The 20300-nt window shown below is 59.2% G+C and carries 21 protein-coding genes; 13 read left to right on the top strand and 8 right to left on the bottom strand.

Annotated features, from left to right (window positions below; genetic code table 11):
- The first annotated feature begins 132 nt into the window (after positions 1 to 132).
- The 3 genes from C8K66_RS02605 (at position 133) to C8K66_RS02595 (ending at position 2002) form a co-directional block, all read left to right on the top strand.
- Complete coding sequence (locus C8K66_RS02605) at positions 133 to 780, top strand: c-type cytochrome (RefSeq protein ID WP_046383540.1); 648 nt, start codon at positions 133 to 135, stop codon at positions 778 to 780.
- Positions 777 to 1694 (top strand): c-type cytochrome, encoded by a 918-nt coding sequence (locus C8K66_RS02600; protein WP_108524185.1) that lies wholly within the window; start codon positions 777 to 779, stop codon positions 1692 to 1694. The genes C8K66_RS02605 and C8K66_RS02600 overlap by 4 nt, the downstream gene beginning before the upstream one ends.
- 77 nt (positions 1695 to 1771) lie before the next feature.
- Positions 1772 to 2002, top strand: a complete 231-nt coding sequence (locus C8K66_RS02595; RefSeq protein ID WP_102617064.1) for a hypothetical protein — start codon at positions 1772 to 1774, stop codon at positions 2000 to 2002.
- Positions 2003 to 2011: 9 nt separating this feature from the next.
- Here the strand turns inward: C8K66_RS02595 and C8K66_RS02590 are convergent, their stop codons facing one another.
- On the bottom strand, positions 2012 to 2293 hold the full coding sequence (locus C8K66_RS02590) for a hypothetical protein (protein WP_017846307.1): 282 nt from the start codon (positions 2291 to 2293) through the stop codon (positions 2012 to 2014).
- Positions 2294 to 2485: 192 nt separating this feature from the next.
- Positions 2486 to 2671 carry a hypothetical protein gene (locus tag C8K66_RS02585; RefSeq protein ID WP_017846306.1) on the bottom strand — a complete coding sequence of 62 codons (186 nt, stop codon included), beginning with the start codon at positions 2669 to 2671 and terminating at the stop codon, positions 2486 to 2488.
- A 310-nt stretch (positions 2672 to 2981) separates the two neighbouring features.
- Between C8K66_RS02585 and galU the strand changes: the two genes are divergently transcribed.
- Together galU and gorA are read left to right on the top strand one after the other, a co-directional pair.
- Entirely contained in the window at positions 2982 to 3821 is an 840-nt protein-coding gene (gene galU, locus C8K66_RS02580; protein WP_003212579.1) for a UTP--glucose-1-phosphate uridylyltransferase GalU, read from the top strand.
- A gap of 105 nt (positions 3822 to 3926) precedes the next feature.
- Positions 3927 to 5285, top strand: a complete 1359-nt coding sequence (gene gorA / locus C8K66_RS02575) for a glutathione-disulfide reductase (RefSeq protein ID WP_108524184.1) — start codon at positions 3927 to 3929, stop codon at positions 5283 to 5285.
- Here gorA and C8K66_RS02570 read toward each other — a convergent pair whose 3' ends face one another.
- Positions 5286 to 6293: a DNA-binding protein gene (locus tag C8K66_RS02570; RefSeq protein ID WP_046383536.1), complete on the bottom strand. Its 1008-nt coding sequence runs from the start codon at positions 6291 to 6293 to the stop codon at positions 5286 to 5288.
- A 170-nt stretch (positions 6294 to 6463) separates the two neighbouring features.
- Between C8K66_RS02570 and C8K66_RS02565 the strand changes: the two genes are divergently transcribed.
- The 3 genes from C8K66_RS02565 (at position 6464) to ahpF (ending at position 9776) form a co-directional block, all read left to right on the top strand.
- On the top strand, positions 6464 to 7396 hold the full coding sequence (locus C8K66_RS02565) for a site-specific integrase (RefSeq protein WP_057004172.1): 933 nt from the start codon (positions 6464 to 6466) through the stop codon (positions 7394 to 7396).
- A gap of 133 nt (positions 7397 to 7529) precedes the next feature.
- Positions 7530 to 8093 (top strand): alkyl hydroperoxide reductase subunit C, encoded by a 564-nt coding sequence (ahpC, locus tag C8K66_RS02560; protein WP_010210361.1) that lies wholly within the window; start codon positions 7530 to 7532, stop codon positions 8091 to 8093.
- Positions 8094 to 8210: 117 nt separating this feature from the next.
- Complete coding sequence (gene ahpF, locus C8K66_RS02555; protein ID WP_079443890.1) at positions 8211 to 9776, top strand: alkyl hydroperoxide reductase subunit F; 1566 nt, start codon at positions 8211 to 8213, stop codon at positions 9774 to 9776.
- A 129-nt stretch (positions 9777 to 9905) separates the two neighbouring features.
- Here ahpF and C8K66_RS02550 read toward each other — a convergent pair whose 3' ends face one another.
- Positions 9906 to 10901 (bottom strand): aldo/keto reductase, encoded by a 996-nt coding sequence (locus tag C8K66_RS02550; protein WP_057004170.1) that lies wholly within the window; start codon positions 10899 to 10901, stop codon positions 9906 to 9908.
- A 105-nt stretch (positions 10902 to 11006) separates the two neighbouring features.
- Here C8K66_RS02550 and C8K66_RS02545 point away from each other — a divergent pair, with 105 nt between their 5' ends.
- Complete coding sequence (locus C8K66_RS02545) at positions 11007 to 11903, top strand: LysR family transcriptional regulator (protein ID WP_108524183.1); 897 nt, start codon at positions 11007 to 11009, stop codon at positions 11901 to 11903.
- Positions 11904 to 12146: 243 nt separating this feature from the next.
- On the opposite strand, the gene gloA is transcribed toward C8K66_RS02545, so the two are convergent.
- A complete protein-coding gene (gene gloA / locus C8K66_RS02540; protein ID WP_108524182.1) occupies positions 12147 to 12668 on the bottom strand; it encodes a lactoylglutathione lyase in 522 nt (173 codons plus the stop codon).
- Between the two features lie 198 nt (positions 12669 to 12866).
- Between gloA and C8K66_RS02535 the strand changes: the two genes are divergently transcribed.
- Positions 12867 to 13403 carry a DUF4946 domain-containing protein gene (locus C8K66_RS02535; RefSeq protein ID WP_108524181.1) on the top strand — a complete coding sequence of 179 codons (537 nt, stop codon included), beginning with the start codon at positions 12867 to 12869 and terminating at the stop codon, positions 13401 to 13403.
- 115 nt (positions 13404 to 13518) lie between these two features.
- On the opposite strand, the gene C8K66_RS02530 is transcribed toward C8K66_RS02535, so the two are convergent.
- The 3 genes from C8K66_RS02530 to C8K66_RS02520 form a co-directional block, all read right to left on the bottom strand.
- Complete coding sequence (locus C8K66_RS02530) at positions 13519 to 13881, bottom strand: histone-like nucleoid-structuring protein, MvaT/MvaU family (protein WP_017846297.1); 363 nt, start codon at positions 13879 to 13881, stop codon at positions 13519 to 13521.
- A gap of 196 nt (positions 13882 to 14077) precedes the next feature.
- The gene (locus tag C8K66_RS02525; protein ID WP_108524180.1) at positions 14078 to 15619 is read right to left on the bottom strand and encodes an EAL domain-containing protein; all 1542 of its coding nucleotides are present in this window, start codon (positions 15617 to 15619) and stop codon (positions 14078 to 14080) included.
- A gap of 47 nt (positions 15620 to 15666) precedes the next feature.
- On the bottom strand, positions 15667 to 16581 hold the full coding sequence (locus C8K66_RS02520) for a LysR family transcriptional regulator (RefSeq protein ID WP_046383527.1): 915 nt from the start codon (positions 16579 to 16581) through the stop codon (positions 15667 to 15669).
- A gap of 78 nt (positions 16582 to 16659) precedes the next feature.
- On the opposite strand from C8K66_RS02520, the gene C8K66_RS02515 reads away from it, so the two are divergent.
- The 3 genes from C8K66_RS02515 (at position 16660) to C8K66_RS02505 (ending at position 20295) form a co-directional block, all read left to right on the top strand.
- The gene (locus C8K66_RS02515; protein ID WP_057004167.1) at positions 16660 to 17583 is read left to right on the top strand and encodes a DMT family transporter; all 924 of its coding nucleotides are present in this window, start codon (positions 16660 to 16662) and stop codon (positions 17581 to 17583) included.
- A gap of 245 nt (positions 17584 to 17828) precedes the next feature.
- Positions 17829 to 18905: a 4-hydroxyphenylpyruvate dioxygenase gene (hppD, locus tag C8K66_RS02510; RefSeq protein WP_017846293.1), complete on the top strand. Its 1077-nt coding sequence runs from the start codon at positions 17829 to 17831 to the stop codon at positions 18903 to 18905.
- Positions 18906 to 19080: 175 nt separating this feature from the next.
- Positions 19081 to 20295: a dermonecrotic toxin domain-containing protein gene (locus tag C8K66_RS02505; protein WP_256590893.1), complete on the top strand. Its 1215-nt coding sequence runs from the start codon at positions 19081 to 19083 to the stop codon at positions 20293 to 20295.
- Positions 20296 to 20300 lie beyond the last annotated feature (5 nt).

Here is a 20300-nt window from a genome sequence, read left to right as displayed (position 1 = left end):
TGACCTGCCATTGCGGTGTCAGGCTTTTTTTTGCGCGCGTTTTCGCAGTTGTCGTGACGGGAAGGTTCTCCTACCATTTGTAGGCTTATGACATAAACGCCTAAATATATAACTATAAAAAATGGAGCCGTGATGATGTCTCTGGAACGAGTACTGATAGGCAGTGCGCTGATGTTGCTGCTGGGCAATGCCCACGCGCTGGATGGGAAGAAGATATTCACCGAGGGCGGCTCGCAGCCGGGCGCCATGCCCTGCGTAGCCTGCCATGGTGCCGATGGCGCGGGGCTCGCCGCCGCGGGCTTCCCCAGGTTGGCGGGGTTGCCGGCCCTGTATGTGCGTAAACAGTTGGAAGACTTCAAGCGCGGCACGCGTGCCAACCCGGTGATGCAACCCTTGGCGAATGCCCTCACTGACGCCGAGATCGACGCTGTCAGCCAGGCGCTGGCGGCGATGCCAGGCGCCGTCCCGCAACCGATCCATCGCAGCGAGATGCCTATCGGTGCTGCGCAAAAGCTCGCCCAGCAGGGCGCCTGGGAGCGGCAGATTCCGGCATGTGCAAGTTGCCATGGTCCTGCCGGTACGGGTGTCGGCGACACGTTCCCGCCTCTTGCCGGTCAGCCTGCCACCTACCTGGCAGCACAGTTGACGGCCTGGCAAAACGGCACCCGTCACAACGACCCGAATGACCTGATGGGCCACATCGCAAAATCCCTGACGCCGGATGAAGTACAGGGCGTGGCCCAGTATTTCGCCTCACTGAAACTGGAGGCCAAGCCATGAGCCCGTTTGTTTTAGTTCTAGGACTGTTGGGTCTGCCGTCCGCCCACGCCGCTACGATCGCCATGGAAGACCAGTCGCAGTTGCAGCCTTCTGCCGGCCATGCGGCTGTCAGTCAATTCCAGCCGCCCCAAGAGAGCGAGCTGCCTGACAATGCCTACGGCAAGCTGGTCAAGGAGGGCTACGCGTTGTTCGTGGATACCAAACGCCTGGCGCCGACATTCGTCGGTAACGGGCTCAACTGCAGCAATTGCCACCTGGATCAGGGCCGCCTGGCCAACTCGGCGCCGCTGTGGGGCGCCTACCCGATGTATCCGGCCTATCGAAAGAAGAACGACAAGGTCAACACCTTTGCCGAGCGGTTGCAGGGGTGTTTCCAATTCAGCATGAACGGCGGTACGCCGCCGACCGCTGATAGTCGCGAAATTACCGCGCTCTCGGTGTACGCCTACTGGCTGGCCAGCAAAGCACCGTTGGGCGTGGAGTTACCAGGCCGTGGGTATCCCGACGTGGCCCAACCGGCCAAGGGTTATGACCTGTCCGGGGGCGCGCAGGTTTACAAAGGGCAATGCGCCGTCTGCCATGGCCCCGAAGGGCAGGGCCAGAAGGTCGGTAACAGTTACGTGATGCCACCGTTGTGGGGGAAGGACTCCTACAATTGGGGCGCCGGCATGCACCGTATCAATACTGCGGCGTCCTTCATCAAGCACAACATGCCGCTGGGCAAGGGTGGCAGCCTGAGCGACCAGCAAGCCTGGGACGTAGCGGCCTACGTCAACAGCCACGAGCGACCGCAGGACCCGCGGCTGGTTGACGGTTCCGTGGAGAAAACCCGGGTCAAATTCCACGCCAACGATGGGGTCAATCTCTACGGTCAAACCGTAGAAGGCGTGTTGATTGGGCAGGGCATCCGTTAGACTCACGCCCAATCAACGCAAAAATGCCGCGCAAACCCTCGGTTTGTGCGGCATGTGTCTTTTTTGGGAAGTCTTTCATGAAGCGTGAACACGTCAGGGCTCGCCAGGCCGAAGGTCAGATATCGGCCACTCACATCATCCAGAACCCGGCTGACCTCGGGGAATGGATCGTATTCTTCAAGAAAAGCGGCGGTCGCAGTTTTTTCCTGGTGGACGATCAGGATGAAGTCGAATCTTTCTCGCGCCTGGATGACCTGGTGGAGACCGTCCGTGGCCTGGGTATCAAGTTTGCCGATATCCAGCTGTAGACGTAACGCTTACTTGCAGACCACCACCACACTGCGGCTTTTGAAGTTGCCCACGTCCTGGCCCAGGGTCTTTTCACTTTCCTTGAGCGAAGGCGTGCCTTCGGTACCGACGATACGGTAGCCGGTGCCCGCACAAGAGGCGTCGGCCTTTTCGTAGCAACTGGCCCAGGAATTGGCTTCGCCCGAGCAGTCGATGGTCAGGCCTTGTTCGCCGTTTTTCAGGTAGACATCAGACGTGGTCGTGCAGCCGGCGAGCGCCAATACTGCAGTGAGTGCCAGAATCTTGTTCATGTGTGTTCATCATCGAGGGTGTTGGAGGGCGCGCTGACACTGTCGTGGGGCGTTTCGACGAGACTATAGCGAACTGCCATCTACGTATAGACATGTCTCGTTCTGAAAGTCAGGTGTAAGCCTATTCCAGTGTTATACAAAAGATACAAAAAAGCCCCGTTCACCGGGGCTTTTTTACGCAGCTTCCAAGGCTTACTTGCCCTTCGGTCGCTTGCTCGATGCGTGGCCCGCTTCATCCACAAACACTTCTGCAACCGCAGTTGCCTGGCTCTCGGTCGCGAATGCGCCAGCGACGCTGTCGCCGTGGAAGTTGATCAGGTGCCAACCGTCCGCTCGCTTTGTGATCAGGTAGCCGTTCACGCCTTTGGGTTCTGACATCTATTAACAATCTCGTGGTCTGGTTCAAGGGCGTAATGATAGCGCCAATTGTCGCGCCACCGCCCAAGTTATTCCAGGTCAATGTTTGCGGCGCCAAAGCGTGCTAAAAGGGTTGCAGCCCTTTTCAAGCCACAGGGCTACGCTGTTTTTGTCGGGGTATTGGTGAAGCTCTTTGTAGGATTGGCGGAACTTACGCCGACATTTTTTCTCTATGATGACATCGCAACGCCAGCAGGACCCATTGTAAGGTGACTGCGGCCTGATTAGACTGCGCCGAATTCCGTACGCACAGCCCTTTGTAAGGACCCATATGATCAAGAAATGCTTGTTCCCAGCAGCCGGTTACGGCACTCGCTTCTTGCCAGCGACCAAGGCCATGCCCAAAGAGATGCTGCCGGTGGTGAACAAGCCACTGATTCAGTACGGCGTCGAAGAGGCACTGGATGCCGGTTTGAATGAAATCTCTATCGTTACCGGCCGTGGTAAGCGCGCGCTGGAAGACCACTTCGACATCAGCTACGAGCTGGAAAACCAGATCAAAGGCACCGACAAGGAAAAATACCTGGTCGGTATCCGCAAGCTGCTCGACGAGTGCTCGTTCTCCTACACCCGTCAGACCCAGATGAAAGGCCTCGGCCACGCCATCCTGACCGGCCGTCCGCTGATCGGTGACGAACCGTTCGCCGTGGTACTGGCCGACGACCTGTGTGTGAACCTGGAAGGCGACGGCGTACTGACCCAGATGGTCAAGCTGTACCAGAAGTACCGTTGCACCATCGTCGCGGTTCAAGAGGTCGATCCTCAAGAAACCAACAAGTACGGCGTGATCGCCGGCGACGACATCGGCGATGGCCTGATCCGCGTGCGCGACATGGTCGAGAAACCAGCGCCTGAAGATGCTCCGTCGAACCTGGCGATCATCGGTCGTTACATCCTGACCCCGGATATCTTCAAGCTGATCGAAGAAACCGAGCCGGGTAAGGGTGGCGAGATCCAGATTACCGACGCCCTGTTGAAGCAGGCCAAAGACGGTTGCGTGATCGCGTACAAGTTCAAGGGTCGTCGTTTTGACTGCGGTGGCGCCGAAGGCTACATCGAAGCGACCAACTTCTGCTACGAGCACTTCTACAAGACTGGCAAGGCTTACTGATTCACGGTTGCCCGCCTGTTGTAAGAGAAAGCCACCTTCGGGTGGCTTTTTCGTTTTTCGCCCCCAACTAAGTCGGTATGCTGATTGCCTGCCGAGGAGAGTGAAATGGCCTACGATTTTGACCTGTATGTGATTGGCGCCGGTTCCGGCGGTGTTCGTGCTGCGCGCTTTGCCGCCGGTTTTGGCGCCAAGGTGGCCGTGGCGGAAAGCCGCTACCTGGGCGGCACGTGTGTGAACGTCGGCTGCGTGCCGAAGAAACTGCTGGTCTACGGCGCGCATTTTGCCGAAGACTTCGAGCAGGCCAGCGGTTTCGGCTGGTCCCTGGGGGCGGCGAACTTTGACTGGGCGACCCTGATCGCCAACAAGGACCGCGAGATCAACCGCCTCAACGGCATCTATCGCAACCTGCTGGTCAACAGCGGTGTGACCCTGCATGAAGGGCATGCGCGACTGGTCGACCCGCATCAGGTGGAAATCAATGGCGAGCGCTTCACGGCCAGGCACATCCTGATCGCGACCGGCGGCTGGCCGCAGATTCCGCAGATACCGGGGCATGAGCACGCGATCGGTTCCAATGAAGCGTTCTTCCTCAAAACGCTGCCCAAGCGCGTGCTGGTGGTTGGCGGTGGCTATATCGCCGTTGAGTTCGCCGGAATTTTCCATGGTTTGGGTGCGCAGACGTCTTTGCTGTATCGCGGCGACCTGTTCTTGCGCGGTTTTGACGGCGCGGTGCGCAAGCATCTGCAGGAAGAGTTGACCAAGCGTGGCCTGGATCTGCAGTTCAATGCCGATATCGAACGGATCGACAAGCAAGCTGACGGCAGCCTCAAGGCCACCCTCAAAGACGGGCGCGTGCTGGAAACAGACTGCGTGTTCTACGCCACCGGCCGTCGGCCGATGCTGGATAACCTGGGCCTGGAAACCACCGGGGTCAAACTGGATAAGCGCGGTTTTGTCGAAGTGGATGACCTGTACCAGACCGCCGAATCGTCGATCCTGGCGATTGGCGATGTGATCGGTCGCGTGCAGTTGACCCCAGTGGCCCTGGCCGAAGGCATGGCCGTGGCGCGTCGCTTGTTCAAGCCGGAGCAGTATCGCCCGGTGGACTACGCGATGATCCCGACGGCCGTGTTCAGCCTGCCGAACATCGGTACGGTCGGTCTGAGCGAGGAAGATGCGAAGGGCAAAGGCTATAAGGTGAAGGTTTTCGAAAGCCGTTTCCGGCCGATGAAGCTGACATTGACCGGCTGCCAGGAAAAAACCCTGATGAAACTGGTGGTCGACGCCGACACCGACAGGGTCCTGGGTTGCCATATGGTCGGCCCGGACGCCGGGGAAATCGTGCAGGGCTTGGCGATCGCGCTCAAGGCGGGCGCGACCAAGCAGCATTTTGATGAAACCATTGGCGTACACCCGACGGCGGCCGAAGAGTTCGTCACCATGCGAACGCCCGTGGCCGACTGATCAGGTGCTGGGCGTTGCCTCGGCGGTCGCTGCAACGGCGGCTGTCAGGCGCAACGCCTCGATGCTGGCCTGAGCCTTGATCAGGTCCAGTTCCAGCGCCTTGTTGGCCTGCTGGAATTCGCTCAGCGCGGCTTGGCGTGACTGACTGTCTTGCACCGCGACCCGCAGGCGTTCCTGGAGCAGGGTGCGTTCGCTGTCGATCTGCTTCAACTGTTCGCTCAGGTTGAGTTGCTGCGCCTGGTCCTTGCGCACTTGCTCCTGCAGTGCCGCCAACTCCTTCACCGTCACCCGATGTTCGATCAGCAGGCGCTCGTTGTCGCGGTGCAACTGGGTGATCTCGTCCTGGCGCACCATGGCGCTCTGCTGGGCCTGGCGCAGTTCCGCCTGGACCTGTTGCACCTGGCCTTCGTGGCGTCGCTGCTCCTGTTCGCGCTGCTCTTTGATGGCGTTGCGGTAATGCTCCAGGGCATCCCGAGCGTGCAGGTGTTTGTCTTCCAGCGAGCGAATCTGTTCGTCCTTGTCGCTGATGCGCAGCTCGTAGTCACTGCATGCCTGGCTCAACCCGGCGTTACGGGTTTGTTCGGTCTGCAGGCTGGTGCTGGCGGTTTGCAGGGCTGCGCTTTCTTCGGCAAGGGCCGCGGCCTGGATATCGAATTGCTGTTGCAGTTGGTTGTGGGCTGCTTGCAGCGTTTCGAGCTGGGCGAGCAGGGCGGTTTTCTGTTGTTCGAATTGCGCCAGGGCCAGGTCGATGGGCTCTTGGGCTTTCTCTTTCAGGCGCTGGGCAAGCCGTGCCACCAGTTCGCCGAGTTCATCGTCGATGGGCGCTTCGGTGATGGTCTGCCGCGTTTCGCTCTCGTCCAGTTCCTTCAAGTAGCGATGAATCGTGGTTTTCGAGCCGGTATTGCCCATTTCGATGCGTACCGCATCGATGCTGGGGTTTTCGCCGCGGGCGAGGATCGCCAAGCGTGCCGTTTGAACGACTGCTTTGTTTATGCCGCCACGAGCCATGGGGTCTCCGTCGATTTAGTACTGTGGTACATGGTATGTATTTACATATCATATCATGAATAAAAACGAGTTAAAAATCATGATCTAACAGATGGGATATTGACGTATTATCCCGTGTCAGCGCGGTTTTCACCGTGAGTGCGCCCTATCAGCAGTACGAAAAGGCTTTCATGAGCGATCTGGATCGTTACCTCAACGCCGCTACCCGCGATAACACGCGCCGCAGCTATCGCGCAGCCATCGAGCACTTCGAGGTGAGTTGGGGCGGATTCCTGCCCGCCACCAGCGACAGCGTGGCGCGTTACCTCGTGGCCCATGCCGGGGTGTTGGCGGTGAATACCTTGAAGTTGCGCCTTTCGGCATTGGCGCAATGGCATACGAGCCAGGGTTTTCCCGACCCGACCAAGGCGCCGGTCGTGCGCCAGGTGCTCAAGGGAATTCGCGCCGTACACCCGGCGCGGGAGAAGCAGGCGCAGCCGTTGCAGCTCAAGCATCTGGAACAGGTGGTTGCGTGCCTGGAAGGGGAGGCGCGCGCAGCGAGCGAAGCCCAGGACCCCGCCCGGCTGTTGCGCGCCAAACGCGACAGTGCATTGATCCTGCTCGGCTTCTGGCGCGGCTTTCGCAGTGATGAGTTGTGCCGATTGAGCATCGAGAACGTCCAGGCCGTGCCCGGGGCCGGCATCAGCCTGTACCTGCCACGCAGCAAAAGCGACCGCGACAACCTCGGCAAGACCTACCAAACCCCGGCATTGCTGCGGCTGTGCCCGGTGCAGGCTTACAGTGAATGGCTCAGCGCTTCGGCGCTGGTCCGCGGCCCGGTGTTTCGCGGGATTGACCGCTGGGGCAACCTGGGCGAGGCAGGGTTGCACCCCAACAGCGTGATCCCGCTGTTGCGCCAGGCCCTGGAGCGTGCGGGCATTCCGGCCGAGCACTACACCAGCCACTCCCTGCGTCGAGGCTTTGCCACGTGGGCCCATCGCAGTGGTTGGGATTTGAAGTCGTTGATGAGTTACGTCGGCTGGAACGACATGAAATCCGCCATGCGCTATGTTGAAGCGACACCCTTTCTAGGCATGACCCTGGCAACTGCGCCGCTGATTTGAGGTTTCTTCTATTAATACTGTCGGCTGATAGAGAAAGCCAATCGCGAGCATCAGGTTTGCCAATGAGCCATCGGCCAAGAGAGTGGGTAGGATTCACTTCATCAACTTACCAACCCCTGACGGAGAGTCAACGATGCCTATCATCAACAGCCAAGTAAAACCGTTCAAAGCGACCGCCTACAAAAACGGCAACTTCGTAGACGTGTCTGACGCTGACCTGAAAGGAAAATGGTCCGTAGTGTTCTTCTACCCGGCCGACTTCACCTTCGTTTGCCCGACCGAGCTGGAAGACCTGGCTGACAACTACGCCGAATTCCAGAAGCTGGGCGTCGAAATCTACAGCGTTTCCACCGACACCCACTTTGCCCACGCTGCCTGGCACAACACCTCGCCAGCCATCGGCAAGATCCAGTACACCATGATCGGCGACCCAACCCTGACCATCTCCCGCAACTTCGACGTGCTGATCGAAGAAGCCGGCCTGGCAGACCGCGGTACTTTCGTGATCAACCCAGAAGGTCAGATCAAGATCGTTGAACTGAACGACGGCGGTGTTGGTCGTGACGCTTCCGAGCTGCTGCGCAAAATCAAAGCCGCTCAGTACGTCGCTGCCCACCCAGGCGAAGTGTGCCCAGCCAAGTGGAAAGAAGGCGAAGCCACCTTGGCTCCGTCCCTGGACCTGGTCGGCAAGATCTAAGTCTGTGACACATCAAGGGCGGGATTCCGCACCTAAGTAAGCTGCAACCGCCCTCAAAAACGCCCGGGCGAGATTCGCTCGGGCGTTTTTTTTACCAAATTCAAAGGAATCGCCCGTATGTTGGACGCCAATCTTAAAGCTCAGTTGAAGTCATACCTGGAACGGGTCACCCAGCCGATTGAGATCGTCGCCTCCCTCGATGACGGCGCGAAATCCCAGGAAATGCTTGCACTTTTGCAGGACGTAACCAGCCTCACCACGCTGATTACCCTGAAAACCGAGGGTGACGATGCGCGCAAGCCCTCGTTTTCCATCAATCGCCCGGGTGCCGAGATCAGCCTGCGTTTTGCCGGCATCCCCATGGGGCATGAATTCACTTCGTTGGTGTTGGCCCTGCTGCAAGTCGGTGGCCACCCGTCGAAGGCCAGTGTCGAAGTGATTGAACAGATTCGCGCGCTCAAAGGCGAGTTCAGCTTCGAGACTTACTTCTCGCTGTCATGCCAGAACTGCCCGGACGTGGTCCAGGCGCTGAACCTGATGGCCGTGCTGAACCCGAACATCAAGCATGTGGCCATCGACGGCGCGCTGTTCCAGGCCGAAGTCGATGAGCGCCAGGTCATGGCTGTGCCAAGTGTCTACCTCAACGGTGTGAACTTCGGCCAGGGCCGCATGGGCCTGGAAGAAATCCTCGCCAAGCTCGACACCAGCGGTATCGAAAAAGCCGCCGAGAAGATCAGTGCCAAAGCGGCATTCGATGTGCTGGTGGTCGGCGGTGGCCCGGCCGGTTCGGCGGCGGCTATCTACGCTGCGCGCAAAGGTATCCGTACCGGTGTGGCGGCCGAGCGTTTTGGCGGCCAGGTGCTGGACACCATGTCCATCGAGAACTTTATCTCGGTACAGGAAACCGAAGGGCCGAAACTGGCCAGCGCGCTTGAAGCTCATGTGCGTCAGTACGACGTGGACATCATGAACCTGCAGCGTGCCAGCAGCCTGGTGCCGGCGAAAAATGCCGGTGACTTGCACGAAATCCGTTTTGAAAGCGGTGCGACGCTCAAGTCGAAGACGGTGATCCTGGCTACCGGCGCCCGCTGGCGTGAAATGGGCGTTCCGGGCGAGCAGGAATACAAGGCCAAGGGCGTGTGCTTTTGCCCGCACTGTGATGGCCCGCTGTTCAAGGGCAAGCGCGTAGCGGTGATTGGTGGCGGTAACTCCGGCGTCGAAGCGGCCATCGACCTGGCCGGCATCGTCAGCCACGTTACCTTGCTCGAGTTCGACAGCAAGCTGCGGGCTGATGCTGTGTTGCAACGCAAGCTGTTCAGCCTGCCGAATGTCGACGTGATCACCAGCGCACTGACCAGTGAAGTTAAAGGCGATGGCCAGAAAGTCACCGGCCTGGTGTACAAGAATCGCGACAATGGTGAGTTCACGACCATCGGCCTGGAAGGCATCTTTGTGCAGATCGGTTTGTTGCCCAACACCGATTGGCTCAAAGGCACCGTCGAACTGTCGCCCCGGGGCGAGATTATTGTCGATGCGCGTGGCGAAACGTCACTGCCGGGTGTATTCGCTGCCGGTGACGTGACCACTGTGCCGTACAAGCAGATCGTGATTGCGGTGGGCGAGGGCGCCAAGGCTTCGCTGAGCGCGTTCGATCACCTGATCCGGACCTCGGCGCCGGCCTGAAGTCCGCGCCGTAAATAAAAAACCCCGTGTGTAAACATGGGGTTTTTTATTTCAGGATGGTTTCGGTAGCGTATTTTGCTGGGCCACGCCACTGCCCGATACACAAGGTCTGCACCTTCAGTGCGGGTTTTATTTCTGAGACATCACCTCAAACGCTGCCGGGTATCGGTTGCCCGAGATGTTTTCGGGCGAGAACGTCGCTTCGAGCCAGGTGCATTCCTCTTCGGTCAATTTCAGGCGGGTCGCGGCGACGTTCTGCTCCAGATGTTCGAGGCGTTTCGCACCGGGGATCGGAATGATGTCGTTGCCCTGGGCCAGCACCCAAGCCAGGGCGACTTGCGCAGCGCTCACTCCTTTTGCGGCGGCGATTTCTTCGATCACGCTCACCAACCTGCGGTTTGCCTCGACGTGCCCAGGCTGGAAGCGCGGCAGATTGTGTCGGAAATCTCCCGCTTCCAGCGTGGCGGTAACGGGCGCCTTGCCGGTCAGGAAGCCGCGGCCGAGCGGGCTGAACGGCACGAAGGAAATGCCCAGCTCGCGGCAAGTGTCGAGAACGCCATTGGTTTCGACATCACGCGTCCACAGAGAATATTCGCTCTGTAACGCGGTGATCGGGTGGATGGCGTGGGCTCGGCGCAATGTCTCGGCAGAGACTTCGGAAAGGCCGATCGCGCGAACCTTGCCCTCGGTGACCAGTTCGGCCATTGCTCCGACACTTTCTTCGATGGGCACCGCTGGGTCGACACGGTGCAGATAGTAGAGATCGATGACGTCGGTATCGAGGCGCTTCAGCGAAGCGTGCGCGACGGCCCGGGCATTTTCGGGACGGCCATCCGTTCCGGTGATTTCACCGAAATCGTTCCGATCCCGGTTGTAGATGAAGCCAAACTTCGTCGCGATGACCACGCGTTCCCGATACGGCTTGAGCGCCTTGCCCAGAAGTATCTCGTTGCGATACGGACCATAAACCTCGGCAGTATCGAAGAAGGTTACGCCAAGTTCGACTGCACGATGCAGTGTCTGGATTGAACTGGTTTCATCTTGGACGCCATAGGCCTGGCTCAGTCCCATGCAGCCCAAACCGATGGCCGAGACGTCGATTTTGCCTAATTTGCGATGTTCCATAACGTGTTCCTCTGTGAAGTTAGCCGGAATACGAACAGGGTAGAGCGAGCGACTAGCACTGATAACCCGTGCAAGCGAGATTGTGTTGATCTAAAATTTAGAACAATGGACAGAACACAGCTCTCCCAACTCGTCGTTTTCGTCGCCGTCGCCAAGACAGGCAGCTTTCGCGCGGCGGCCGATCAACTCGGCATCGCGCCTTCTGCGGTCAGCCATGCGGTCTCCACGTTAGAGGGCGCCTTGGGGCTGCGCCTATTGGCAAGGACCACACGCTCGACACGCCCGACAGAGGAGGGCGAACGCCTTCTGGCACGGGTCACAGGCCCTCTCGCCGAAATCGAAACCGGGTTCGCGGAAGTTACGGAGGATGCTGTTGCGCCTTCTGGTCCCTTACGGATCACGATGCCGCTCCTCGCTGTCCAGGAAGTCATCATGCGTCGACTGCCGGCATTCGTGGCGCTCTATCCTGCGATTGAGCTCGACATTCGCGTTTCGGATACGTTTGAGAACATAGTCGAGGAAGGGTGTGACGCCGGGATCAGGCTCGGGGAGAGCCTGGAGATCGACATGATCGCGGTACGCGCTGGTGGGGCACGGCGCGGCATGATCGTTGGGGCCCCGGCTTACTTCGCCGGGCATCCCAAGCCTCTGCACCCCCGCGACCTGGCCGCACACAACTGCATCCGCCGCAGGTTCCAGAGTGGCCGTATCTACCGCTGGGAATTGGAGCGCGACGGGCATGCCATCAGTGTCGGGGTGAACGGCAATCTGATCCTGCCACAGCAGGAACTGATGAGGCAGGCCGCCCTCGACGGCATTGGGCTGGCTTTTTTGTTTGAGGAAAGCGTTTTGGCCGATGTCCGCGCAGGCAGGCTGATTTCCGTCATGGAAGAATGGTGTCCACCCTTCGATGGCTTTTATATCTACTATCCTTCCCGGCGACTGATGCGTCCTGCATTGCGGGCCTTCATAGAATTCTTCCGTTATGGAGAGTCTGCGTAACACGCCATTCGTGGCACGCTTGGGGATTGCGCGATGACGTCCGCCGGCCTGGGTCGTGTCATTGCGATTGCCGGGGCCTGGTTCTGACATGCCCACGCGTGCAACCGCTGCACACCCATATGGCCCCCAGCCCACCAAAGCGCCAGTGCTTCAGTGAGCGGAGGGCTGCGCCGTGTAGGTTTTCTTGGCGTCTCATGTCCTCACGCTAGGCGTGGCATCGGACATTTTGATGGCGTCGGATTTTTACAGCGGCGTGGGCTGAATGATCTCAACCCAGTAAGCGTCCGGGTCCTTGATGAACGCCAGGCTTTTCATGCGGCCATCGCTCAGGCGCTTCTGGAAGTCGCAGCCGAGGGCTTCGAAGCGCTCGCACGCGGCCACGATATCCGGCACCGAAATGCAGATATGGCCAAAGCCGCGTGGGTCGGTGTTGCCGTTATGGTAGGCGAAGTCGGCGTCGTTTTCGGTGCCGTGGTTGTGGGTCAGTTCCAGGATGCCTGGGATCGAGTTCATCCACTGGGTACGCTCGGTGGCGTCTGCGGGGATCCGGGCCTTGTCCACCAGTGCGAGGAAGTACAGGCTGAATTCGGCTTCCGGGAAGTCGCGCTTTTCGAGCAGCGAGAACCCGAGGACGCGGGTGTAGAAATCCAGGGATTTGGTGATGTCCTTGACCCGCAGCATGGTGTGGTTGAACACGAAGTTCGACGTGGCGGTGTCAGGCTGGGCGGTGACGCCCGGGAAAGTGTTCAGATCGTGCAGGCTCATGGGCCCTCCAGAAAAAAATGGGGCAAACGCGGCGTGAGATGAGCGGTGCGTTCCCTTGGCTTGCGGCAAGCATTCGTGCGGCTGGGCCATGATACGCAAGGCCCGCCCGCCGCGCCAAATGAAAAAGCCCACGCAGGCCTTGCGAGCCGCAGGGGCTGGGCCGCAAACTTCGGCGCTTGAACCTGGGATGTTTTTGTAATGAGCGAATGTCGTACAGCGTTGTTGAGCACGTTGTGTTTGTTATTGGGTAGCCCTATGGCGCTGGCGGCCGAACCGGAAATTCACTGGCCCAGCGGCTGGCAAATCGAGGAAGTGGAGCCTGCCGGGGAGACGCCCGCCAACACTCAACCGGTGTCTCGGCAACGGGCAATCAAGAATGATGAAAATGGCGCGACAGTGATGGTCATGGAGTTGACGGGCACGCCGATCGAGGCCGGGCATGCCGTCAATCTTGAGGGCGTGTTACTGGAAATGCGCAAGTCCATCCAGAAAGACTTTGCCCAGGGCGGCTATCAAAGTGTGTGCAGCAAGATGCATCCTACAACATTGAGTCGTCTTGAGGCGCTGGAAACTACTTGTGTGATTACCGAGAACGGCCGCCACGTACTCTCGCAAACATTGGTGGGCGCTGTTGATACCGATAAAGCCTTTGTTTTTTCATACGCAGGCCAGACGCAAGCATACGAAGCGAGCAAGGATGAAGTCCGTTCGGTGCGCGACAGCCTGAAACTTTGAAAAGGCCCCACGGTAAGCGTTTTTGAACAAAGTGAAATGTTATTTAAGTTCGCATTCGAACGTTTAAACAAAAAAAGCCCCGCTGTTGCGGGGCTCTTTGCAAGTGCGTTGTCGATCAGCCGCGAAGCCAGGAATCTACAGTGGCAGCACCGTACTGTTCTTTCCAGGCTTTCAGGCCGCGGTGGTTGCCGCCTTTGGTCTCGATCAGTTCGCCGGTGTGCGGGTTCTGGTAAACCTTGACCACGCGTGCGCGACGCTGTTTTGGTGCGGTGGCGACCGCTGCGGCCTTGCCTGGGTTAGGGTCAAGGATGGAAATGATATCGCGCAGGCCCTTGCCATAGCTCTTCATCAACGCTTGCAGCTTTTCTTCGAATTCGATTTCTTTCTTCAGGCCAGCGTCGTTCTTCAGGGATTCCAGCTGGGCAAGCTGCTCTTGAAGGGCTTTTTCTGCTGCGCGAAATTCGGCGAGTCTGGACAAAATCTTTACTCCAATAGTGTATTTGGCTGATATCAACTGCAGATAACGCTATAAGCCAAGAGCTGTAAGGCGACTCAAGAAAGAAGCCTTCCTGCGAGTTCTGCACAGGTATGAAAAATTGTAGTAGTTAATCCGTCACGAGTAAATCATGTCTTTAGCTAATTAACACTCTTTCATCGGCGCGGTAGATGGCTATTCAATGGCTGATCAGGGATTTAATGAACTCATCGCAGGGCAGCGGGCGCCCGAACAGGTAACCCTGCAGGAAATCCACGCCTTGTGCCGCCAGGTATTCACATTGCTCGATTGTTTCCACGCCTTCGGCAACGATGCCCAAGTCGAGCTTGCCGGACAGCTCTATGATGCTGTCCAGAATATGCCGCGAGAGTGCATCTACACCGATCATGGCGACAAAGCTTTGATCGATCTTCAAGTAGTCGACATTGAAGTTGCGCAAGTAGGCCAGGCTGGAGTGACCGGTACCGAAGTCATCGATTGCAATCATCACGCCCAGTTCATGCAGCGCATCGAACAGGCGGCGGGTGATGTCCGTAGGGTTGATCAGCTCGCGCTCGGTCAGTTCCAGCACCAAGGTTACCTGGCCAGGCGGGAAGGCCGCGAGAAACTCGCGACAGTCCTGCACCAGGGCCAAGTCCTGGCAATGACGCGCGGTGATATTCACGCCGATATGGAAACCACGGGGAAAACGCTCGGCATGCGGCGCCAGTTGCGCTGCCGTCTGGCGCAGCAGCGCGCGCGTCATGGGTACGATCAGGCCGCAATCCTCGGCCAGCGGAATGAACAGGTCCGGCCGCACCAGGCCTTCCTTGGGGTGGTTCCAGCGCATCAAGACTTCGCAGCCGGCCCACTCGCGCGTATCGCCGCGTACCACCGGCTGGAAATAGGCGACGAACTCATTGGCGCCCAGGGCCCGTTGCAGCTCGTGGGTCGGGGCCGACGAGCGTTTCTGCAGCCAGTGAGCCAGCACGCCCGCCAGTACACCGAAGAACACCACCAGGCTGAACAGCGCCGGGTAACGCTCCTGCATATATCGCCAGGTTTCCCCGGCCGGCATGCCGGCGTCGACACTGTAGTGATAACGCGGCGACACCAGATGGTGATGGGCCACGGCAAATACCGGTAGCGCCGTGTCCTGCACCTTGCCGTCAGCGCCCATCCAGTGCGGCCCTACCTGCAGGACCAGCTCTGCGTGGCGGCTGATCAGGCGTAGGGCGTTGGTCAGGTGGTAGCCGTCAATCGACGCAAAGGCGCCTTGATCGCCGTCGACCAGGCGGTATACCAGCAGCGCGGTATCCGGTGTGACCGGGTTGCCATCCATCAACCACAAGCGCCCATCGACATAATCGCCCGGGTTGACCTGCGATTCATAACCACCGCCGAACAAAGAGCTGCAATAGATGTTTTTCTGCCAGGACAAGGTGGTTGCCCGTACAAACGGCCGGCGCGTGACTTGCTCGCGCAGTGCCAGCTGCACGCCGCTGTCACAGGGCTGGCCGGCCAGTGGCAGCAAGGCCTGGGCGGCGAGGGCGGTGTTGTCGAGCATCAGGTCGAACTGGCGCACCGCTTCCTGGGCCATCTGCGCGGTACTTTGTTGCAGCGTGCGTTCAGCCTGCCAGTGCAGGATGAGTATGCCCAGGCCGATTGGCAGCAGCGCGCTGAGTGCGCTGATCAGGTAGCGGGTGGCGCGTTTTTGCGGGCCGTTGACGGTCAGGGGCATGGGGCGAACGGTCTGTGGTGGGAGGCGGAACGCCGCAAGGCGCAGGATTAACTCGATGATAGATGGCCGGGCTCAATTAAGCTCGCCGCGGCAGAGAAATCCACGCTTTGTGCAACTTGAATAAAGGCCAGGGTCGCCGGCGTCGACTGGCGTTGATCCAGCACCGCCAGGCCAACTTCGCGGCTGACCGGCGGCGACAGCGGGCGCACGGTGTAGCGCGCATCCGGCGTTTCGGGCAGCGACGCCTGCGCCACCACGCTGACGCCGTCGCCGCGACTCACCGCCTCCAGGGTGCTGAGCAATTGCGAACAGCGATAACGCACATTCGGGGTCAACCGGGCGCTGTCGAACAGTCGCGAGACCAGTTCCAGCGAGCCGGCTTCGGTGAGGATGAACGGGTCGGTGCACAGCGCCTTCAGTGCCACGCAAGGGCGTTCGGCCAAGGGGTGGGCGGCGGGCAAAAGGGCGACCATCTGGTCTTTGAACAGCGCAAACGTATCGAATCGCTCGTGCTCCAGTACCACAAACCCGACGTCGATACGCCGCTCATCCAGCCATTGGATCACTTGGCGATCCGGGCCTTCGTCGACATGCACTTCAATGCCCGGATGCTGCAGCCGATAGCGCTTAAGAATGCGCGGCAGCAGGCGATTGGATGAGGTGGGGCCGAAAGAGCCGATGCGCAGCGTACCGCGTTTCATCCCGCGCGCGTCGCAGGCTTCCTGCTGCAAGGTGTCGGCCACGCCGAGCAACGTGCGGGCGCGCATCAGCAGTTGCCGGCCGATGTCGCTGAGCTCGATTGGGGACTGATGGCGTCGAAACAACTCCACCCCCAGCTCTTGCTCCAGGGCTTTGATCGCATGGGACACGGCAGACTGACTGATCCCCAGGCGAAGGGCCGCACTGGTGAAACCTTGCAGTTCGGCGACCCGCGAGAATATTTCCAATTGCGTGAGGGTCATGAGTATTTACTCATTTTACGATGAATGATCATTAGCTGGAGGATACGCCAATCCTACAGGCCACAGAGCAACCCGCCGATGACATCTTCCCCCGACCGCTCGACTTATCTGAAGCTCACCGCTGTGACCATGATCTGGGGCGGGACCTTTGTGGCCGGCCGCTACCTGGCGGCCGACCTTGACCCGCTGCTGGCCGCGACCCTGCGTTTTCTATCGGCGAGCGTTGCACTGTTGCTGTTCATGGCCTGCGCACGCGTGCGCCTGACTCGCCCTGACGCCAGGCAATGGGTGCGCCTGGCCGTGCTGGGTTTTTTCGGCATCTTTTTCTACAACCTGTGCTTCTTTTACGGCCTGCATTACATCAATGCATCGCGAGCCTCCTTGATCGTGGCCCTAAACCCCGCAGTGATCGGCGTGGCTTCATGGTGGCTGTTCAAGGAGCGCCTGGGCGCGGCCAAGTGGCTGGGGATTGCCTTGTGCCTGGTCGGCGCGGGCACGGTGATTGTCAGCCGCAATCCCCAACTGCTGCAGGCCGCAGCCAACGCGTGGGTCGGCGATTTACTGATCTTCGGCTGCGTGGTGGGGTGGGGCGTGTACTCATTGTGTTCCCGTGAGCTCAATCACAGCCTGGGCGCGTTGCAAACAGTCACGTGGTCGATTCTGCTGGGGACAGTAATGCTGACGGCCACCACCCTCATCAGTGGCAGGATCAGCCTGAATGCGCTGGCCGCCGTGCATTGGCCGCAACTGTTCAGCCTGTTGTACCTCGGGGTGCTGGGCTCGGCGCTGGCGTATATCGGCTGGTACGACGGCATCCGCCGAATCGGCGCGACCCGCGCCGGTGTGTTTATCGCGCTGAATCCGCTGACCGCCGTCATTTGCGGCGCGGTGTTGCTGGATGAGCGACTGACTCTGCCGATGCTGTTGGGCGGCGCGGTGATCCTGCTCGGTATCTACCTGTGCAACAAACCCCTTGCTCCGAGCAGGCCAATGGGGATTTGATAAGAGTGCGGACAAACACTGTTACGCTGTGTAGAATCGATTTACGCATACAAGAATATGGACTTGCGCTCACGCAAGCCTCAGCCGTCAGAGACTGATGTACCCATGAAGCTACTCGGCTCCCCCCTCATCTTCGGTGACTTCCTCGCCCGCAGCGTGCGAGGTCTCTCGTGTGCGCCTCCCTCCCACTTCATCCTTGCTGGCAATTGACATCCGTTCATCCCAAGAATGAAGAGGCGCCGAAAATGGCTGACCAATACGAAAACCCAATGGGCCTGATGGGCTTTGAGTTCATCGAATTCGCATCACCCACCCCAGGCACCCTGGAGCCGATCTTCCAGATCATGGGCTTCAGCAAAGTCGCGACCCACCGTTCCAAGAACGTTGACCTGTATCGCCAGGGTGAGATCAACCTGATTCTCAACAACGAACCCAACAGCATCGCCTCCTACTTCGCGGCCGAGCACGGCCCATCGGTGTGTGGCATGGCGTTCCGTGTGAAGGACTCGCAAAAGGCCTACAACCGCGCCTTGGAACTGGGCGCCCAGCCGATCCATATCGACACCGGGCCGATGGAGCTGAACCTGCCGGCGATCAAGGGCATCGGCGGCGCGCCGTTGTACCTGATCGACCGTTTCGGTGAAGGCAGTTCGATCTACGACATCGATTTCGTCTACCTCGAAGGCGTAGAGCGCAACCCGGTCGGTGCCGGCCTCAAGGTCATCGATCACCTGACCCACAACGTGTATCGCGGGCGCATGGCCTACTGGGCCAACTTCTACGAGAAACTGTTCAACTTCCGTGAAGCGCGCTATTTCGATATCAAGGGCGAGTACACCGGCCTGACCTCCAAGGCCATGAGCGCCCCGGACGGCATGATCCGCATCCCGCTCAACGAAGAGTCGTCCAAGGGCGCCGGGCAGATCGAAGAGTTCCTGATGCAGTTCAACGGTGAAGGCATCCAGCACGTGGCGTTCCTCACCGACGACCTGGTCAAGACCTGGGACGCATTGAAGAAGATCGGCATGCGCTTCATGACCGCGCCGCCGGATACCTACTATGAAATGCTCGAAGGTCGCCTGCCGAACCATGGCGAGCCGGTGGACCAACTGCAAGCGCGCGGCATCCTGCTCGACGGTTCGTCCATTGAAGGTGACAAACGCCTGCTGTTGCAGATTTTCTCGGAAACCCTGATGGGTCCGGTGTTCTTCGAATTCATCCAGCGCAAGGGCGATGATGGCTTCGGCGAGGGCAATTTCAAGGCGCTGTTCGAGTCCATCGAGCGTGACCAGGTGCGCCGCGGTGTACTGAACACCGACTGATCACCTTCTCGTCACAACAAGCCCGGTCGAGGTCGCCTCTGCCGGGTTTTTTTGTACGCCAGGTGTGAGGAACCGTATTTCGAGCCGCGTCCACAAAGATGGCAGGGCCGCAGGAAACCTCCTGTGCCTTGATGCAGGGATGCCGAACTTCAGTAGTCACGTCGGGATACATTTTATGATCAATACATCCTATGCAAGCCAACATCCGCTTACCCCTTACGCGCAAAACGAGCCCGCAGTGTCCACTCGCCGCATCCGCTCGACCAGCGACTCGGACCCAGTCGACCAGGCGTTTCAAAACTACATGGACCGCATACAGTCAGAGTTCCGCGACGGTTCGCTGAGTGCCGGCGGGCGAGCGCTGGCGACTGCCGTCGTAAGGCCTGGCAAACCGGGAGCCCCCGGTGTGCAGGTGTCGACCTTTGCCGTCGATGGCGCGCAAGCCAAAGACATCGTCATGGCCAAGCGCACGCCGGCGACCGCCGAAGGGCCGAACTTTCTGATGTATTTGCCGGAGCAAGAAGGTCAGTCGTTTCACGCATTCAACACCCGTGAAGAAATGACAGCCTCGCTCAAGGCGGCGCTCAGCGATCCAAAGAAGGTGGACCAGCTTGCCGCACACTTCTCCAGTGACGCGGCGCCAAAGCAAGTGGAGCGGGTCAAGCAGGTGCTGGGGAAATTTGCCGCGGGCGATATCAATGCGGTGGTCGGCAGTTATGGGTATGAGAAGGGGGACATCTTTACGCGTCTGGACAAAGACGCCAGCACCCCGCCGGTGCCCGTCAACGGCCTGACCGACACGCGCCTCCACAGCCTGTCGCCGGATGGCAAGGCCACCTACATCGGGACACGCGAGGATGGCAATAAGGTGATTTACAATTATGACGCTTACGGCAACCTGCATGGCGGTAGCAAGGATGGTCTCTACTTAGTGCGTAACGGGCTGAACAATAACGACCCGCTCGTACTGATGACGCCTCAGGAATACAAAGCGGATGTCGGCAATCTGATCCTGAGCAATGTGGGCGCCAATGATCTGAATGGGCTCTACGGCGAATTCCTCAAGCAGCTCAGAAACCCAGGCCATGGCCTGGGGACGGCGCTGGAGGCGTTGGGCGTTCCTGAAGACGTGGCTTATTCTATCGAAAAAATCGCCAAGAACCCGGTCACAGGCACGTTGCTCGAGCTGAACCAGGGCAATCGACTGGGCAATCTGTTTGGCGTCAAGAAAGAAGTGATGGATGCCTCCCTGGAAGAGGTAGGCAATCAAGTGCAGAGCGACATCCCGTTCTACGGCTCAGGGCGCGAGCGACTGAACGCCTTGGCCGACATGTTGGAAAAGCAATTCGGCACGCCTGTTCAGCCAACAGTCCAGGTGCAAACCCGCTGAATGGC

This window comes from Pseudomonas sp. GV105 (assembly GCF_003058185.1).
Lineage (GTDB): Bacteria > Pseudomonadota > Gammaproteobacteria > Pseudomonadales > Pseudomonadaceae > Aquipseudomonas > Aquipseudomonas veronii.
Note: the sequence above shows the minus strand (reverse complement) of the source record. Positions and strands in the feature narration are given on the sequence as shown.